Origin of the sequence: Janthinobacterium sp. FW305-129, assembly GCF_020858115.1 — a bacterium.
Classification (GTDB): domain Bacteria; phylum Pseudomonadota; class Gammaproteobacteria; order Burkholderiales; family Burkholderiaceae_D; genus Janthinobacterium.
The window spans coordinates 556,298-573,656 of record NZ_JACYMM010000001.1 but is presented as its reverse complement, the minus strand read 5'-3'; the positions used below and the strand labels follow the sequence as shown (position 1 = coordinate 573,656).

Genomic DNA, 17,359 nt, shown 5'->3' with positions numbered 1-17,359 from the left:
TGAAAACTGCATTTATTACCGTCATGCGGGTGTGTTTTGCGAAATAGACAGAAAAATGTTTGTTTCACAGAATTATTTATTCTCGCCGGTCTTGTGTTTTGGCAGCGAGCGCCAACATCGTAAACACGCTTTCTATAAGGTACGCCATGACAACTTCCAAATTAACTGAGCAAACTCAACTGCCGTTATTGCCGTTGCGGGATGTCGTCGTTTTCCCGCATATGGTGATACCGCTGTTCGTTGGCCGTCCAAAGTCGATCAAGGCGCTGGAAGCTGCGATGGAGCAGGGCAAGAGCATCATGCTTGCCGCTCAAAAAGCAGCCGCGAAGGACGAGCCGTCTCCTTCGGATATCTATGAAATTGGCTGCGTTGCCAATATTCTGCAAATGCTGAAGCTGCCCGATGGCACCGTCAAGGTGCTGGTCGAAGGCGCGCAGCGTGCCCGTATCAACCACATCAGCGATGCGCCGACGCACTTCATCGCCGACCTGACGCCGCTCGAGTCCGAGCCGGGCGACGAGTCGGAAGTCGAAGCCATGCGCCGCGCGATCGTGCAGCAGTTCGACCAGTACGTCAAACTGAACAAGAAGATCCCGCCGGAAATCCTCGCTTCACTGTCGGGTATCGACGATGCCGGCCGCCTGGCCGACACGGTGGCCGCGCATCTGCCCCTGAAGCTTGAGCAAAAACAAGTCATCCTGGAAATTTTCAGCGTGGCCAAGCGCCTCGAGCACCTGCTGGGCCAGCTCGAAGGCGAGCTCGACATCCTGCAGGTGGAAAAGCGCATCCGCGGCCGCGTCAAGCGCCAGATGGAAAAGTCGCAGCGCGAGTATTACCTGAACGAGCAAGTCAAGGCGATCCAGAAAGAACTGGGCGAGGGCGAAGATGGTGCCGACCTCGACGAGCTGGAGAAAAAAGTCGCTTCGGCCAAAATGCCGAAGGAAGCGCTCGACAAGGCCACCAACGAGCTGAAGAAGCTGAAACTGATGTCGCCGATGTCGGCCGAAGCCACCGTCGTGCGCAACTACATCGACACCCTGGTCAACTTGCCTTGGAAAAAGAAATCCAAGGTCAATAACGACTTGTCGAATGCGGAAAAAGTGCTCGAAGGCGACCACTACGGCCTCGACAAGGTCAAGGAGCGCATCCTGGAATACCTCGCGGTGCAACAGCGCGTCGACAAGCTGAAAGCGCCTATCCTGTGCTTCGTCGGTCCTCCGGGCGTGGGCAAGACCTCGCTGGGCCAGTCCATCGCCCGCGCGACGAACCGCAAGTTCGTGCGCATGGCCCTGGGCGGCGTGCGCGACGAAGCCGAGATCCGCGGCCACCGCCGCACCTACATCGGCTCGATGCCGGGCAAGATATTGCAATCGCTGTCGAAAGTCGGCGTGCGCAATCCTTTGTTCCTGCTCGATGAAGTCGACAAGATGGGCGCCGATTTCCGTGGCGATCCTTCGTCGGCCCTGCTGGAAGTGTTGGACCCGGAACAGAACCACACGTTCTCCGACCATTACATCGAAGTCGATTTCGACTTGTCGGACGTGATGTTCGTGGCGACGTCGAACTCGTACAATATTCCGCCAGCCTTGCTTGACCGCATGGAAGTGATCCGTCTGTCCGGTTACACGGAAGATGAAAAGACCAGCATCGCGCAGCGTTATCTGCTGCCGAAGCAGATCAAGAACAATGGCTTGAAGGAAGATGAAATTTCGGTGGCCGAGTCGGCCCTGCGCGACATCATCCGCTACTACACGCGAGAAGCCGGTGTGCGTTCGCTCGAGCGTGAAGTGTCGAAGATCTGCCGCAAGGTGGTCAAGATGCTGCTGCTGAAGAAATCCGACAAGAAAGTCATCGTCAACTCGAAGAACCTGGACAAATTCCTCGGCGTGCGCCGCTACGATTTTGGTGTCGCAGAGAAAGAAAACCAGGTGGGCCAGGTGGTCGGTCTGGCATGGACGGAAGTGGGCGGCGATCTGCTGACCATTGAAGCCGTGTCGATGCCGGGCAAGGGCGGCATCATCCGCACGGGTACCCTGGGCGACGTCATGAAAGAGTCGATCGAGGCAGCCCGCACGGTGGTGCGCAGCCGGGCACAGCGCCTGGGCATCAAGGCGGACGTGTTCGAGAAGAGCGACATCCACATCCACGTGCCGGAAGGCGCGACACCGAAGGACGGTCCTTCGGCTGGCGCGGCCATGACGGTGGCGATGGTCTCGGTCTTCACGGGCATTCCCGTGCGCGCCGATGTGGCGATGACGGGCGAGATCACCTTGCGCGGCGAAGTGTTGCCGATCGGCGGCCTGAAAGAAAAGCTGCTGGCGGCCCATCGCGGCGGCATCAAGACGGTCCTGATTCCAGAGCAGAATGTGAAAGACCTGGCCGAAATTCCGGACAACGTCAAGAACAAACTGGAGATCGTTCCCGTGCGCTGGATCGATAAAGTGCTGGAAATCGCCCTCGAACGCATGCCGGAAGCACTGGCTGAAGTGGCTGCGGTGGAGGCTGTCACGGCCGCCGCGACGAAGCCTGATGCGGCTGGCGAGGTGGTAAAACACTAACGTTTTACCCCTGTTTTCCCCAAACAAGCGCTTTTAGAGCGCTTGTTTTATATTGAAACGTGAATTGCGCCCCCAAAGCGCTTGACACATATACAGTGTGGCTTGTTTAATACGCCTGCACATTTTTTTCGCCGGACAGCTGTGGTGCCAAAAGTGCCGCAACGATACGGTAAACGTTTTATACCTTTGTAATTGGGGATGCTAGTGAACAAGACTGAATTGATCGACCACATTGCTGAAAAAGCTGACATTTCCAAAGCCGCCGCTGCGCGCGCACTCGACGCTGTTATCGGCGGCGTGACGGAAACTTTGAAAAACAACGACAGCGTGACGCTGGTTGGTTTTGGCACTTTCTCGGTCAGCGAACGCGCTGAGCGTACCGGCCGCAATCCGCGTACCAAAGAAGCGATCACGATCGAAGCAGCAAAAGTTCCAAAATTTAAAGCTGGTAAAGCTTTGAAGGATGCTGTAAACTAACGGACTTCGGTGAGGTGACAATCACCGGAAACATTTGGCGGCGCCTTCGGGTGCCGCGATTTCAGGGTTGAAGTTCTTCGAATAACAGCCCTGGATACAAATGCAAGCAGTACTGTGTATTTTTCGGAGTGGTAGTTCAGTTGGTTAGAATGCCGGCCTGTCACGTCGGAGGTCGCGGGTTCGAGTCCCGTCCGCTCCGCCAAAAAAATACGCTCTTAAGGAGTGGTAGTTCAGTTGGTTAGAATACCGGCCTGTCACGTCGGGGGTCGCGGGTTCGAGTCCCGTCCGCTCCGCCAGAATATAGAAGCCCGCGCTGCTGAATAAGTAGCGCGGGTTTTTCTTTTTCAGCGCCCGATTATCTCGGCGCGCCTGCTTTCTAAAATCCCTTCCCGCCGTTTTGAATAAAAACACCTGTGCTTAAATCCCCTTTAAGCTGCGCCGGGTTAAATGCCCGGATCCGGCGCCTTGCCGTCCCCGCGGCGCCAGGGCAGGGCGCGCGCCCTGATTTACCCTTGCTATAGCGCTATGGGCATTGTAGAATCAGGAGATAATGGCTTGGGCGTCAGAATCCTGCTTTAGTTCCAGCGCCAAGTTGTTGAATCTAAAGGGGAAGTGGACATCTGTCCCGTCCATTCCGCCGAAGAAATCAAGGCGAACGCATGTTCGCCTTTTTTTATAGTGATCCACTCATCCCGAATTGGCTGACCATGTTTGAATTTATTCGTACCCATCGACGCTTGATGCAGTTTCTCTTGATGCTGGTCATCGTCCCGTCTTTTGCACTGGTCGGTATCAGCGGCTACCAAAGCTTCGGCGACGGCGCGAACACCATCGCCAAGGTCGGCGACCAGGTCGTTACGCAGCAGCAATATGAAGAAGCGCAACGCCAGCAGATCGACCGCTACCGCCAGATGATGGGCGAGCAGTTCGACCAGAAAATGTTCGATACGCCGGAAGCGCGCCAGAGCATCCTCGACAACCTGATCGCCGAGCGCGCCGTGGCCGCCGAAGTGGGCCGTAGCCACTTGGTCATCAGCGATGCCGTGCTGCAAAAGGAAGTACTGGAAATTCCAGGCTTGACCTTGCCGGACGGTAAATTCGACCTGGAACGCTACAAGGCCATGCTGGCCGCCCAAGGCATGACGCCGCAGATGTACGATGCGCGCCGCCGCAGCGACCTGGCCCTGCAGCAACTGGCCGGCGCCGTGCAAGGCACGGCCTTCGCGCCGAACACCGTCTCCAAGCGCCTGTCCGACATTACCTCGGAAGAGCGTGAAGTGCAGGAATTGCTGCTGCCGATCGCCCAGTACGTGCCGGAAGTCAAAGTGACGGACGCCATGATCAAGGCTTTCTATGACAAGAACAGCAAGTTCTTCGAAATCCCGGAACAAGCGAAGATCGAATACGTCGTGCTGGACGACAGCGCTGCCGGCGAGCAAGTCGACGTCAGCGACGCCGACGTGACCGCCTACTACGCGAAGAACCAGAAAGCCTACACGACGCCAGAAGCGCGCCAGGCCAGCCACATCCTGGTAGCCGTCAAGAAAGACGCCTCGGCCGCCGACAAGGCAGCCGCGAAGGCCAAGGCGGAAGCCATCCTGGCTGACGTGCGTAAAACGCCTGCCAGCTTTGCCGCCGTAGCCAAGGCCAAGTCGGAAGACCCGGCATCCGCCGAGCAGGGCGGCGACCTGGGCGTGATCGGCAAGGATGGCTTGCCGGCACCGCTGCTGAGCGCCGTCAGCAAGCTCAAGCAAGGCGAAATCAGCGACGTCGTCGCTTCCGATTTCGGTTACCACATCCTGACCGTCACCTCGCTCAAGCCACAGCACGTGCGTGCGCTGGACGAAGTGCGCGGCGAAATCACGGCCGACCTGCGCAAGCAATTTGCTGCCAAGAAATATTCGGAAATGGCGGAAACCTTCACCAATACCGTGTACGAGCAATCGGACAGCCTGAAACCGGTGGCCGACAAGCTGAAGCTGAAAGTGGAAACCGCCGCCAACCTGTCGCGCACGCCGTCGCCGGCACTGGGCAAGGCGCCGTTCAACAACGCCAAGTTCCTGGCCGCCATCTTCTCGAACGATTCGCTGAAAGACAAGCGCAACACGGAAGCCGTCACCGTCGCGCCGAACGTGCTGATCGCCGGCCGCGTGGTGGAATTCAAGCCCGCCTCGAAGCGTCCTCTGGCCGAAGTCGAAGCGATGATCCGTCAGCGCGTGACCCTGGAAGAAGCGGAAAAGCTGGCGAAGAAAGCGGGAGAGACCAAGCTGGCCGCCTTGAAGGCTTCGGGCGACGTCACCGGTTTCGGCGCCGCCCAATGGGTGTCGCGCAGCAAGCTGGACGGCATCAACCGCGCCGCCATCGCGCAAGTCATGAAGGCGGACACGAGCAAGCTGCCAGCCTATGTGGGCGTGGACTTGCCAGCCCTGGGCTACGGCATCTACCGCATCGCCAAGGTGCAGCAGCCGGCGCAAGTGGACGCAGCGCGCCGCCAGCAAGAGAAAGACCAGATCAGCGGCATCCTGGCACAACAGGAAATGTTCGACTACGTCGAATACCTGAAAGCCAAAGCTAAGGTGAAGATCGTCAAACCGGTCACCGCCCCAGCCGCCGCAGCGCCGGAAGCGCCGTAAGATTTAGTTTCCATGCATAAAAATAGCCGCTTTCGAGCGGCTATTTTTTTTTGTCTGCTGAATCGACAGGCTTACTTGGCTTTCAGCAACGGCGCCAGTTGCGGCCAGATGTTTTTCAGGATGGTCGGATGCGCCTTGGCATTCGGGTGCATGCGGTCGGCCTGGAACAGCTGAGGCTGGTCGGCGATGCCTTCGAACATGAAGGGCACGAGCGGCGCCTTCCATTCCTTCGCCAGCTTGCCGTACACGCCATAAAATTGTTCACCGTAGGCGCGGCCATAGTTGGGCGGCATGCGCATGCCCACCAGCACCACTTGCGCGCCCGTCTTTTTCACGGCCTCGCCCATGGCGCGCAGATTCGCTTCGGCGGCCGCCACGGGCAAGCCGCGCAAGCCGTCGTTGGCGCCCAGTTCGATCAGCACGACGTCGGGCTGGTGCTTGGTCAGCAGGGCCGGCAGGCGGGCGCGGCCGCCGCTCGTGGTCTCGCCGCTGATGCTGGCGTTGACGATGCGCGTGTCGTTCTGCTGTGCGGCCAGCCGCTGTTCCAGCAGCGCCACCCAGCCCGTGCCGCGCGCCAGCCCATACTCGGCCGAGAGACTATCGCCGAGCACCAGCAGCGTTTTTGGTGCAGAATAGGCGTTCGTCATGCCTGACATCAGGAGCAGGGCTGCCGCAGGAAGCAAGGACAGGGTGCGCCGCCGTGCGCGGTTGGCGTCCTCGACACTTATTTGTTCACGAAATTTTTTAAGATAGATCAGCATGCCCGAATTCCCTAAAGCGACTTCCACCAGTTTTCTCCCGTCAGAGACAGCCGCACGGCGAGCGGACCAGCGGCCCGCCGCAAGCAACAGCCAAAACAGTCAAAACAGCCAAAATGCCCGGCCGGCCATCGAAGTGGTCCAGCTGGCCAAGCGCGTACCCGATGCCGATGGTGAGCTGACCATCCTGCATCAAGTCGATTTTACCGTGCAAACGGCGGAGACGCTGGCCATCGTCGGCGCCTCCGGTTCCGGCAAGTCGACGTTGCTGGGCTTGCTGGCGGGACTGGACACGCCCAGCGACGGCAAGGTGGTGCTCGATGGCACCGATATCTTCGCCCTCGATGAAGACGGCCGTGCTGGTTTCCGCAAGGAAAAGCTCGGTTTCGTGTTCCAGTCCTTCCAGCTGCTGGCCCACCTGACGGCGCTGGAAAACGTCATGTTGCCGCTGGAATTGCGGGGCGACCCCGATGCGAAGGAAAAGGCGCAAGCCATGCTGGGCAGAGTCAACCTGGGCAGCCGCCTGAAACACTATCCGAAATACCTGTCCGGCGGCGAGCAGCAGCGCGTGGCCCTGGCGCGCGCGTTTGTGACGGAACCGCCGCTGCTGTTCGCCGACGAGCCGACGGGCAGCCTGGACGCCGCCACTGGCGAAGCCGTGATCCAGCTGATGTTCGAGCTGAACCGCGAACGGGGCTCGACCCTGGTGCTTGTCACGCACGACAGCTCGATCGCGGCCCGTTGCGGCCGGACGATTACGATTGCGGCAGGGCGGCTGGTATAGCGTTTTAACTATGCCGACAAGGCATTGATCAACCTGCGGATTGCCGGTATCAATTCCCCCGCCGTCAAGCCGATAGGGCCGCTGCCTGCGGCCACCAGCGCGTCGGCTGCCGCGCCGTGCAGCCACACGGCGCCGAGCGCCGCTTCCCATTCCGGCCAGCCCTGCGACAGCAGGCTGCCGCACAGGCCGGACAGCACGTCACCCGTGCCGGCCGTCGCCAGCGCGGGGCCGCCCGTGTTGTTGACGACGACGCTGCCATCGGGCGCGGCGATCACCGTGCCCGAACCCTTGAGTACCACGATGACACCCAGCTGCGCCGCCAGCTGGCGCGCCGCGCCCAGGCGGTCGGCCTGCACCTCGGCCACCGTCAGGTCGAGCAGGCGCGCCGCCTCCAGCGGATGCGGGGTCAGGATCGTCGCTCCCGCGCCCGTGCGCACGGCCAGCGCCGATTGCAGCTCCGGCTCGGCCGCCATCAGGTTCAGCGCATCGGCGTCGAGCAGCAGGGGGCTGTCGCTCTCGAACGTGCGTTGCAGCAGCTCCACCGTATCGACGTCGTCCCCCAGGCCCGGCCCCGCCACGAGCGCGGCAAAGTGCAGGCCCGAGAAATCCACGTCCTGCGCGCGGCGGCACATCAGTTCCGGTTGGCCGCTGTCGAAGGCGGGCGGCGCGTCGGGAAAGGCGATATACACTCTTCCCGCGCCCGCATGCAGGGCCGTGCGGGCCGCCAGGATGGGCGCGCCGGCCATGCCTTGCGCGCCGCCGATGACGGCCACGCTGCCGTAGCTGCCCTTGTGCGTGTTCTGCCGGCGCGGCTGCAACTGGCGGGCGAACAGGTGCAAGCCGCCCAGCTGGGCCCTGGCGGGCGGCAGCAGCGATGGGTCGATGGCCAGCGCCGCCACTTCCACTTCACCCGCATAGTCGCGGCCATTTGCCGTGTGCAGGCCCGGCTTGTCGCCGATGAAGGTGAGCGTATGCGTGGCGCGGATGGCGACGCCGTCGATGGCGCCCGTGTCCGCATGCAGGCCGCTGGGCACGTCGAGCGCCAGCACGGGGCAATCGAGATTGTTGACCAGCTGCGCCATGTCGCGGCATTCGCCGTCCAGCGGGCGCGAGGCGCCGATGCCGAACAGGCCATCGATGACGAGGTGCCAGGGCGCGGCGCCCACGGCGGCCGACGCCATGGACGTTGCCGCGTCCATGAAGCGCGCGGCGCTGTTGCGGGCGCGGCTCAGGGCCTGTTCGCGTTCGGGCGACGTGGCTTGCGCCTCGGGCGCCAGCCATATCAGCACCTCGGTGCCGCTGCCGGCCAGGTGCGCGGCCGCTTCCAGCGCATCGCCGCCATTGTCGCCGGGGCCGGCCAGCACCAGCACGCGCCGGTGGCCCGCGTCGCCGTCTTCCTGCCCGTGCAGCAGCTTCAGGGCGGCACTGGCGGCGGCCTGGCCCGCGCGCTGCATCAGCAGCCCTTGCGGCAGGCCGCGCAGGGCGGCTTGTTCGATGGCGCGCAGTTCGGCGATGGCGTACAGCGGTGTTGCGGAGTCGATCAGTGTCATGGCGCGTGTTCCGTTAGTCAGCATGCCTTCAACATAAGGCCGAAGCGGGCGAAAGGCAAGGCGCGCACGCCTGAAACGCGCCCCTGTTTGGCGGCTACAATAGCCATCTCACATAGTGGAGCTCAACACATGGACTGGCAATTCTGGATCGACCGGGGCGGCACCTTTACGGACATCGTGGCGCGCCGTCCTGACGGCAGCCTGGCCACGCACAAGCTGCTGTCGGAAAACCCGGGCCAGTACCGCGACGCGGCGCTGGCCGGCATGCGCCAGCTGATGGGCCTTGCGCCCGGCGCGCCGCTGCCCGTGGAGCAGGTGGGGGCCATCAAGATGGGCACGACGGTGGCCACCAATGCGCTGCTCGAACGCAAGGGCGAGCCGACCGTGCTGGCCATCACGCGCGGTTTCCGCGACGCCTTGCGCATCGCCTACCAGAACCGCCCGCAGCTGTTTGCGCGCCAGATCATCTTGCCCGAACTGCTGTACGGCGACGTGATTGAAATCAATGAAAGAGTGGGCGCCCATGGCGAGGTGGTCGCGCCGCTCGACGAGACGGCCGCCCGGGCCGCGCTGGAACAGGCTTACGCGCGCGGCGTGCGCGCCATCGCCATCGTGCTGATGCATGGCTACCGCCATCACGCGCACGAGGCGCGGCTGGCCCAGCTGGCGCGCGAGGCCGGTTTTACGCAGGTGTCCGTGTCGCACGAGGTCAGCCCCATGATGAAACTGGTGGCGCGCGGCGACACCACCGTGGTCGACGCCTATCTGTCTCCCATCCTGCGCCGCTACGTCGACCAGCTGGCGATGGAGCTGCCCGGCGTGCACCTGCAATTCATGCAGTCGAACGGCGGCTTGACGGATGCGCGCGCCTTCCAGGGCAAGGACAGCATCCTGTCCGGCCCCGCCGGCGGCATCGTCGGCATGGTGCGCGCCAGCGCGCTGGCCGGTTTCGACAAGGTCATCGGCTTCGACATGGGCGGCACGTCCACCGACGTGTCGCACTACGCGGGCGAATTCGAGCGCGTGTTCGAGACGCAGATCGCCGGCGTGCGCATGCGCGCACCGATGATGAGCATCCACACGGTGGCGGCGGGCGGCGGCTCCATCCTGCATTTCGACGGCGCCCGCTACAAGGTGGGGCCGGACAGCGCGGGCGCCAATCCCGGCCCCGCCAGCTACCGGCGCGGCGGCCCGCTGGCCGTCACCGACTGCAACGTCATGCTGGGCAAGCTGCAGCCCGCCTTCTTTCCCCATGTCTTCGGTCCCGGCGCCGATGAGGCGCTGGACGCGGCCACCGTGCGTACCCAGTTCGAAGCGCTGGCGCGCACGGTAGATAGCACGCCGGAGCAGGTGGCCGAAGGCTATGTCGCCATCGCCGTGGGCAATATGGCCAACGCCATCAAGCAGATTTCCGTGCAGCGGGGGCACGACGTCACCGAATATGCGCTCACCAGCTTTGGCGGCGCGGGCGGCCAGCACGCCTGCCTGGTGGCCGATGCGCTGGGCATGCGCACGGTCTTCATCCACAGCCTGGCGGGCGTGATGTCGGCCTACGGCATGGGCCTGGCCGACCAGAGCGCCATGCGCGAGCGGGCCGTCGAAGCGGCCCTGGGCACGCAACTGGACACCGATTTCGCGGCGCTGGGCGAACTGGCGCGGCGCGACTTGCTGCGCCAGGGCGTGGCGGGGGAGCGCATCGCGCTCGTGCACCGCGTGCACCTGCGCTATGAAGGCACGGATACGGCCCTCGTCGTGCTGTCCGATACGCTGGCCGGCATGCAGGCGCAGTTCGAAGCGGCGTACAAAAAGCGCTTTTCGTTCCTGATGCCGGCGCGCGCGCTGATCGTCGAAGCCATTTCCGTGGAAGCCATTGGCGTGTCCGATGCGCCGGAACCGGCCGCGCCCGCGTATGCGTCCCGTGAAGGTGCACTGGCGCCCGTGCAGACGGTGGCCATGTACTGCGCCGGCGCGTGGCGGCCAAGCGGCCTGTATGCGGCGGACAGCCTGCGTCCCGGCGACGCCATCGATGGCCCGGCCATCGTCAGCGACGCCAACGCCACCACCGTGATCGAGCCGGGCTGGCGCGCCGACGTCACGGCGCACGGCCATTTGATCTTGCGCAGGGTCGTCGCCGTGCCGGAGCGTGTCGCCATCGGGACGAATGCGGACCCCGTCATGCTGGAAATCTTCAACAACCTGTTCATGTCGATCGCCGAGCAGATGGGGCTGCGCCTGCAGAATACGGCCCATTCCGTCAACATCAAGGAGCGGCTCGATTTCAGCTGCGCCATCTTCGACGCCCAAGGCCATTTGATTGCCAACGCGCCGCACATGCCCGTGCACCTGGGCTCGATGGGCGAGAGCATCCGCACCGTCATGACGCGCAATGCGGGCGCCATGCGGCCCGGCGACGTGTACATGCTGAACGACCCGTATCACGGCGGCACGCACTTGCCCGACGTGACGGTGATTTCTCCCGTGTTTGACGAAAACGGCGCTGCCATCCTGTTTTACGTGGGTTCGCGCGGCCACCATGCGGACATCGGCGGCACGACACCAGGCTCGATGCCGCCCGACTCCACGCGCATCGAGGAAGAGGGTGTGTTGATCGATAATTTCAAGCTGGTCGACGGCGCCACGGGCGCGATGCGCGAAAACGCAACCCTGGCCTTGCTGGCGGGCGCCAGCTGGCCGGCGCGCAACCCGCAGCAGAATGTGGCCGATCTGCGCGCCCAGGTGGCGGCCAACCAGAAGGGGGCCGAAGAGCTGCGCAAGATGGTGGCGCATTTCGGCATCGAGGTCGTGCAAGCCTACATGGGCCATGTGCAGGACAACGCCGAGGAGGCAGTGCGCAGGGTCATCACCACCCTGAAGGATGGCAGCTACGCGCTGAACCTGGACAACGGCGCGCAGATCAAGGTGGCGGTTTCGGTCGACGTGGCCGCACGCAGCGCCGTCATCGACTTCACGGGCACGTCCGCCCAGCTGCCGAACAACTTCAATGCGCCGTCCGCCGTCTGCATGGCGGCCGTGCTGTACGTGTTCCGCACCCTGGTCGACGACGAGATTCCGCTGAACGCGGGCTGTCTGAAGCCTTTGACCGTGATCATCCCGCCCGGCTCCATGCTCAATCCGCAGTACCCGGCCTCCGTTGTGTCGGGCAACGTGGAAACCTCGACCTGCATCACCAACGCCCTGTACGGCGCGCTGGGGGCGATGGCCGCCTCGCAGGGCACGATGAACAATTTCACGTTCGGCAGCGAGAAATACCAGTACTACGAGACGATATCGGGCGGCTCGGGCGCCGGTCCCGGTTTCGACGGCACGGACGTGGTGCAGACGAACATGACCAATTCGCGCCTGACGGACCCGGAAATTCTGGAATGGCGCTTTCCCGTGCGGCTCGACAGCTACAGCATCCGTGGCGGTTCCGGCGGGGCGGGGCGCTGGCATGGCGGCAACGGCGGCGTGCGCCGTGTGCGCTTTCTGGAACCCATGACGGCGGCGATTTTGTCGAACAACCGCATTATTCCCCCGTTCGGCATGGATGGCGGCGAGGCGGGCGCGCTGGGGCGCAACTACGTCGAGCGCGTGGACGGCACGGTGGAGCAGTTGGCGCACATCGGCAAGACCGCCATGCAGGCGGGCGACGTGTTCGTCATCGAGACGCCTGGCGGGGGCGGTTACGGCAAGTTGGAGTAAGCCGTGCCGGCGCCGCTGAGCTGCGCCCGCACCTGGCCCACGTCGCGCATGGGAGCGCGGCCGAACTGGCGGCTGTATTCGCGGCTGAACTGCGATTCGCTGGCGTAGCCGACCCGGTAGCCGGCCGTGCCGGCGTCGATCTGCTCGACCAGCATCAAGCGCCGCGCTTCCTGCAGGCGCAGCAGCTTCTGGTACTGCATCGGCGTCATCGCCGTAATCGCCTTGAAGTGGTGGTGCAGCGACGACATGCTCATGTTCGCCATGCCGGCCAGGTGCTCGATGCGCAGCGGCTGCGCGTAATGGTGCCTGATCCAGTCGATGGCTTGCGCCACCTGGTGCGACTGGCTGCTGGCCAGCGCCATGTGGCGCAAACGCGCGCCTACGGGGCCATTGAGCAGGCGATACGTCAGCTCGCGGCGGATCAGGGGCGCCAGCGCGGCGATTTCCCCCGGTTTGTCGAGCAGGCGCACGAGGCGCAGCATGGCGTCGAGCAGTTCGGGCGAGACGTCGCTGACGGAAATGCCGCGCGTGGCGGGCAGGATCTTCTGCTGCGCCGCGCCACCCGCGCTGCCGGCGCTTTCGCCGTCGAGCAGCGCCGCGACGTCGGCGATGTCGATGCCCAGCACCACGCACAAATGCGGCTGTTCCTCGCTCGCCTGCGCCACGCGTACCTGCACCGGCAGGTCGACGGACGTCAGCAGGTACTGCATGCGGCTGTAGTGGAAGGTTTCGCTGCCCAGTGTGACGTCTTTCGCGCCCTGCGCGATGATGGCCACGCTGGGGCGCGCCGCGTGGAACAGCGATTCCGTGACGGACGACTGGCGGTGGAACGTCAGGTTGGCGATGGCCGTCGCATAGTCGCCGTTGCGCGGCGCGTGGCGGCTGATCAGGGCGGCGATTTCATCTTGCGGGAGGATCTGTGCGGGCATGGTGCAGTAAGTGTCAGGCGAGGGGGGCGGGGCTTGATCTTACGCAGATTTGGAGGATCGTGCAAAGGTCTTGCAGGATCGCGGTAACGGACACCGGGCATCTGGGGCACACTTGTGCAATCGCATGCATGGCACGCGTTCCCCTCGCCACACACCTATAGATACAGGAGTTTTCATGACCACCATCGCCAAAGGCTACGCCGCATTCGGCCCGACTTCCGCACTGCAACCGTTCACGTTCGAGCGCCGCGCCCCGCGCGAAGACGACGTGGCCATCTCGATCAAATACTGCGGCGTGTGCCATTCCGACATCCACCAGGCGCGCGACGAATGGGGTGGCGCCGCCTTCCCGATGGTGCCCGGCCATGAAATCGCCGGCGTCGTCACGGCCGTCGGCGCCAATGTGAGCAAGTTCAAGGTGGGCGACCACGTGGGCGTGGGCTGCTTCGTCGATTCCTGCACCACCTGCAAGACGCGCAACGTGGATCTGGAACAGTACATGCCAGGCCTGATCCAGACCTACAACGGCCTGGAAGCGGACGGCAAGACGGCCACGCAGGGCGGCTACTCGGACAGCATCGTCGTCAAGGAAGGCTATGTGCTGTCGATTCCCGACAATCTGCCGCTGGACGCCGCCGCGCCGCTGCTGTGCGCCGGCATCACCCTGTATTCGCCGCTGAACCACTGGAAGGCAGGTCCTGGCAAGCAGGTCGCCATCCTGGGCATGGGCGGCCTGGGCCACATGGGCGTAAAAATCGCCCACGCCATGGGCGCCGAAGTGACGGTGCTGAGCCAGACCCTGTCGAAGCGCGAAGACGGCCTGCGCCTGGGCGCCGACCACTACTACGCCACCAATGACGCGGAAACGTTCAGCAAACTGGCCGGCACGTTTGATTTGATCATCTGCACGGTGGGCGCGTCCATCGACTGGAACCAGTACATCAACCTGCTGAAAGTGGACGGCAACATGGTCATCGTCGGCATCCCGGACGGCGCCGTGCCGCCCGTGAACGCCTTCGGCCTGGTGGGCGCGCGCCGCAGCCTGTCCGGCTCCATGATCGGCTCGATCAAGGAAACCCAGGAAATGCTGGATTTCTGCGGCAAGCACAATATCGTGTCGGACATCGAGATCATCCGCATCCAGGATATCAATGAGGCGTTTGAGCGCGTGGTCAAGAGCGATGTGCGCTATCGCTTCGTCATCGATATGGCCTCTTTGTAACGCTCGAGAAAAAGCCCAGGGCGTTGTTGCCGCGTCTCGCCGTACATTCGTACTGTCTTCGACGCGGCGCCTAGCCCTGGGCCTTTTTCGAGCGTTCCATGAACGCTACCCGAAAAGCCAGGACCGGATTCGGTTCGCCAGACTTTCCCCATTCCCGCCCAAAATCAAGCTCCTGCATCAATTTTTCTTTCCTTGCGTCAAAAATCGGCATAAAATGAAACCGTACAGTACAGTTTCACTACGTAGATTTAAAAAATCAGCCATCCCCGGCGTGTTGGCCTGGGCAGGGGAGGCGTCATGGATAAAAAATGGACAATTCAGTAAATAAAGGGGCGCCGGCAATCCCGGCGGTCTTCAGGGGCAAGCGGCTTGCCCTGACGGTTTTTGGCATTTTTCTCGGATTTTCCGGCCTGGCCCTGGCGGCAGGCGGCATCGAACTGATTACCCTGGGCGGTTCCTGGTATTACCTGCCGGCAGGTCTCGGCTTGCTATTGGCCGGCGTGCTGTATTGGCGCCGCAAGCCGCTGGCCAGCGGCGTTGTCGCGGCGCTGCTCATCGCTACCCTGGTCTGGGCCGTGTGGGAAACCGGCTTCGCCTTCTGGCCCATGGTGCCGCGCCTGGCGCCCTTCCTCGTCATCGGCCTGGTGGCCGCCTTGCTGCATCCGTGGCTGGCCGGTCGCAGGCACAATGGGCAGTCGCGCGGTTTCGCGGCCCTGTTCGCCGTCGTGCTGGCAGCCGGTTTCGCCTCGATGTTCAAGCCGCATGGCGTGACGGAAGCGACGACGCAGCCGCAGCAGGATGCCGTGACGGCGATCAATGACGGCAGCGCCAATTGGGCGCATTATGCAAATGGGCCGAAGGGCACGCGCTTCGCGCCCTACACGCAGATCGACAAGGCTAACGTCGACCAGCTGCAAGTGGCGTGGACCTACCGCTCGGGCGAACTGGCTGAAGGCGCGTCCGAATCGCAAAACACGCCGCTGCAGATCGGCGATACCATCTATACGTGTACGCCGACGAGCAAGGTCATCGCGCTCGACGCGGACACGGGCAAGCAGCGCTGGATCTTCGATCCCAAGCCGGTCAATACCAAAACGTGGAACCGCTGCCGCGGCGTGGGCTACTACGAGCCGGCGAAAGTGACAAAGCCGTTCCGGTTCGAGGGCATGCAGGCGGCCGGCGCGCCGCAAGCGGGCGCCTGCGCCAGGCGCATCGTGCAAGTGACCATGGATGCGCGCCTGATTCAGATCGACGCGCAGACGGGCAAGCAGTGCGAAGGCTTCGGCGACAAGGGTTCCGTCGACCTGACCGCCGGCCTGGGCAAGGTGAAGATGAACGTGCCGTACTACGCCTACACGTCCGCGCCGACGGTGGCGCGCAACCTGATCATCCTGGGCGGCTGGGTCTTCGACGGCCGCTCCACCGATGAACCGTCGGGCGTCGTGCGCGCCTACAGTGCCGATACGGGTGAACTGGTATGGGCCTGGGACCTCGGCAATCCCGCCATCACGAAGCTGCCGCCGGAAGGGCAGACCTACACGCGCAGCACGCCGAACATGTGGTCGGCGCCCGCTTTTGATGATGCACTGGGCCTGGTCTACCTGCCGACGGGGAACGAGCAGCCCGATTTCTGGGGCGGCAAGCGTCCGCCGCTGACGGAGAAGTATTCGTCGGCCATCGTCGCCCTCGACATGGCCACGGGCCGCGAACGCTGGACGTATCAGACCGTGCATCACGATATCTGGGATTACGACGTGGCCGCGCAGCCGGCCCTGTACGACGTCCCGGACGGCAAAGGTGGAAAAATTCCCGCGCTGGTGCAGCTGACCAAGCGGGGCCAGATATTCATGCTGGACCGCCGCACGGGCAAGCCGATTGCCGAAGTCACGGAAAAAGCCGTGCCGCAGGAGCACGCGGCCGGCGACTGGGTGGCCAAAACGCAGCCATATTCGACCGGCATGCCGGCCCTCGGCGCGGAAACGCTGACGGAGCGCGATATGTGGGGCGCCACCTTCTTCGACCAGCTGGCGTGCCGCATCAGCTTCCGCAAGCTTAATTACCAGGGCGAGTTCACGGCGCCGAGTACGCGCGAGACCTTGATTTACCCGGGCTACTACGGCGGCTTCAACTGGGGCGGCGCGGCCGTCGATGAAAGCAATGGCTATATGTTCGTCAACGATATCCGCATGCCGCAGGTGGTCAGGCTGGTGCCGCGCGACACCGTGGACGTGGCCAAGCTGACGGCTGGCCACGGCGTGGGCAGCACCTATCCGATGGATGGCACGCCGTTCGTCATCGACCACAAGGCCTTCAATTCGCCGCTGGGCATACCTTGCCAAAGCCCGCCGTGGGGCGTGTTCGCCGCCATCGATTTGAAAACGCGCACCAAAGTGTGGGAGCGTCCGGCCGGCACGGTGCAGGACGCCGTCATTAACGGCGTGCGCGCGCGCCTGCCCATCCCGCTGGGCATGCCCACCCTGGGCGGCGGCGTGAGCACGGCGTCGGGCCTGGTGTTTTATGCGGGCACGCAGGATTATTATCTGCGTGCCATGGATATCGCCACCGGCCGCGAAGTATGGAAGGCGCGCATGCCCGTTGGTTCGCAAGGCACGCCGATGACGTATGTGTCGCCCACGTCGGGCCGCCAGTACGTGGTGGTGGTGGCGGGCGGCGCCCGCCAGAGTCCGGACCGGGGAGATTACGTGATAGCATACGCGCTTCCCAGGACACAGTAAGAGTTTGCTTC

General features: G+C 63.4%; 10 protein-coding genes and 2 tRNA genes. 9 read left to right on the top strand and 3 right to left on the bottom strand.

Annotation, left to right across the window (positions count from 1 at the left end; genetic code table 11):
• The first annotated feature begins 146 nt into the window (after window positions 1–146).
• The 5 genes from lon (at window position 147) to IGS61_RS02440 (ending at window position 5,668) form a co-directional block, all read left to right on the top strand.
• Window positions 147–2,558 carry an endopeptidase La gene (gene lon, locus IGS61_RS02460; RefSeq protein WP_230538137.1) on the top strand — a complete coding sequence of 804 codons (2,412 nt, stop codon included), beginning with the start codon at window positions 147–149 and terminating at the stop codon, window positions 2,556–2,558.
• Between the two features lie 204 nt (window positions 2,559–2,762).
• Complete coding sequence (locus IGS61_RS02455; RefSeq protein WP_010398442.1) at window positions 2,763–3,035, top strand: HU family DNA-binding protein; 273 nt, start codon at window positions 2,763–2,765, stop codon at window positions 3,033–3,035.
• Window positions 3,036–3,160: 125 nt separating this feature from the next.
• Window positions 3,161–3,237: transfer RNA gene (locus IGS61_RS02450), tRNA-Asp, on the top strand.
• Between the two features lie 17 nt (window positions 3,238–3,254).
• Window positions 3,255–3,331: transfer RNA gene (locus IGS61_RS02445), tRNA-Asp, on the top strand.
• A 411-nt stretch (window positions 3,332–3,742) separates the two neighbouring features.
• Window positions 3,743–5,668, top strand: coding sequence for a SurA N-terminal domain-containing protein (locus tag IGS61_RS02440; RefSeq protein ID WP_268993678.1), 1,926 nt, complete (start codon window positions 3,743–3,745; stop codon window positions 5,666–5,668).
• Between the two features lie 71 nt (window positions 5,669–5,739).
• On the opposite strand, the gene IGS61_RS02435 is transcribed toward IGS61_RS02440, so the two are convergent.
• Window positions 5,740–6,429: an arylesterase gene (locus IGS61_RS02435; protein WP_329958031.1), complete on the bottom strand. Its 690-nt coding sequence runs from the start codon at window positions 6,427–6,429 to the stop codon at window positions 5,740–5,742.
• A gap of 133 nt (window positions 6,430–6,562) precedes the next feature.
• Between IGS61_RS02435 and IGS61_RS02430 the strand changes: the two genes are divergently transcribed.
• The gene (locus tag IGS61_RS02430) at window positions 6,563–7,210 is read left to right on the top strand and encodes an ABC transporter ATP-binding protein (protein WP_070218863.1); all 648 of its coding nucleotides are present in this window, start codon (window positions 6,563–6,565) and stop codon (window positions 7,208–7,210) included.
• Window positions 7,211–7,218: 8 nt separating this feature from the next.
• Here IGS61_RS02430 and IGS61_RS02425 read toward each other — a convergent pair whose 3' ends face one another.
• Complete coding sequence (locus IGS61_RS02425; RefSeq protein ID WP_230538135.1) at window positions 7,219–8,760, bottom strand: NAD(P)H-hydrate dehydratase; 1,542 nt, start codon at window positions 8,758–8,760, stop codon at window positions 7,219–7,221.
• A 129-nt stretch (window positions 8,761–8,889) separates the two neighbouring features.
• Between IGS61_RS02425 and IGS61_RS02420 the strand changes: the two genes are divergently transcribed.
• Window positions 8,890–12,462: a hydantoinase B/oxoprolinase family protein gene (locus IGS61_RS02420; protein ID WP_230538134.1), complete on the top strand. Its 3,573-nt coding sequence runs from the start codon at window positions 8,890–8,892 to the stop codon at window positions 12,460–12,462.
• On the opposite strand, the gene IGS61_RS02415 is transcribed toward IGS61_RS02420, so the two are convergent.
• Window positions 12,444–13,391 carry an AraC family transcriptional regulator gene (locus IGS61_RS02415; protein WP_230538133.1) on the bottom strand — a complete coding sequence of 316 codons (948 nt, stop codon included), beginning with the start codon at window positions 13,389–13,391 and terminating at the stop codon, window positions 12,444–12,446. The two genes, IGS61_RS02420 and IGS61_RS02415, sit on opposite strands and share 19 nt — an antisense overlap.
• A gap of 175 nt (window positions 13,392–13,566) precedes the next feature.
• Here IGS61_RS02415 and IGS61_RS02410 point away from each other — a divergent pair, with 175 nt between their 5' ends.
• Window positions 13,567–14,613, top strand: coding sequence for an NAD(P)-dependent alcohol dehydrogenase (locus IGS61_RS02410; protein ID WP_230538132.1), 1,047 nt, complete (start codon window positions 13,567–13,569; stop codon window positions 14,611–14,613).
• Window positions 14,614–14,921: 308 nt separating this feature from the next.
• Window positions 14,922–17,348 (top strand): membrane-bound PQQ-dependent dehydrogenase, glucose/quinate/shikimate family, encoded by a 2,427-nt coding sequence (locus tag IGS61_RS02405; protein ID WP_230538131.1) that lies wholly within the window; start codon window positions 14,922–14,924, stop codon window positions 17,346–17,348.
• Window positions 17,349–17,359: the final 11 nt, after the last annotated feature.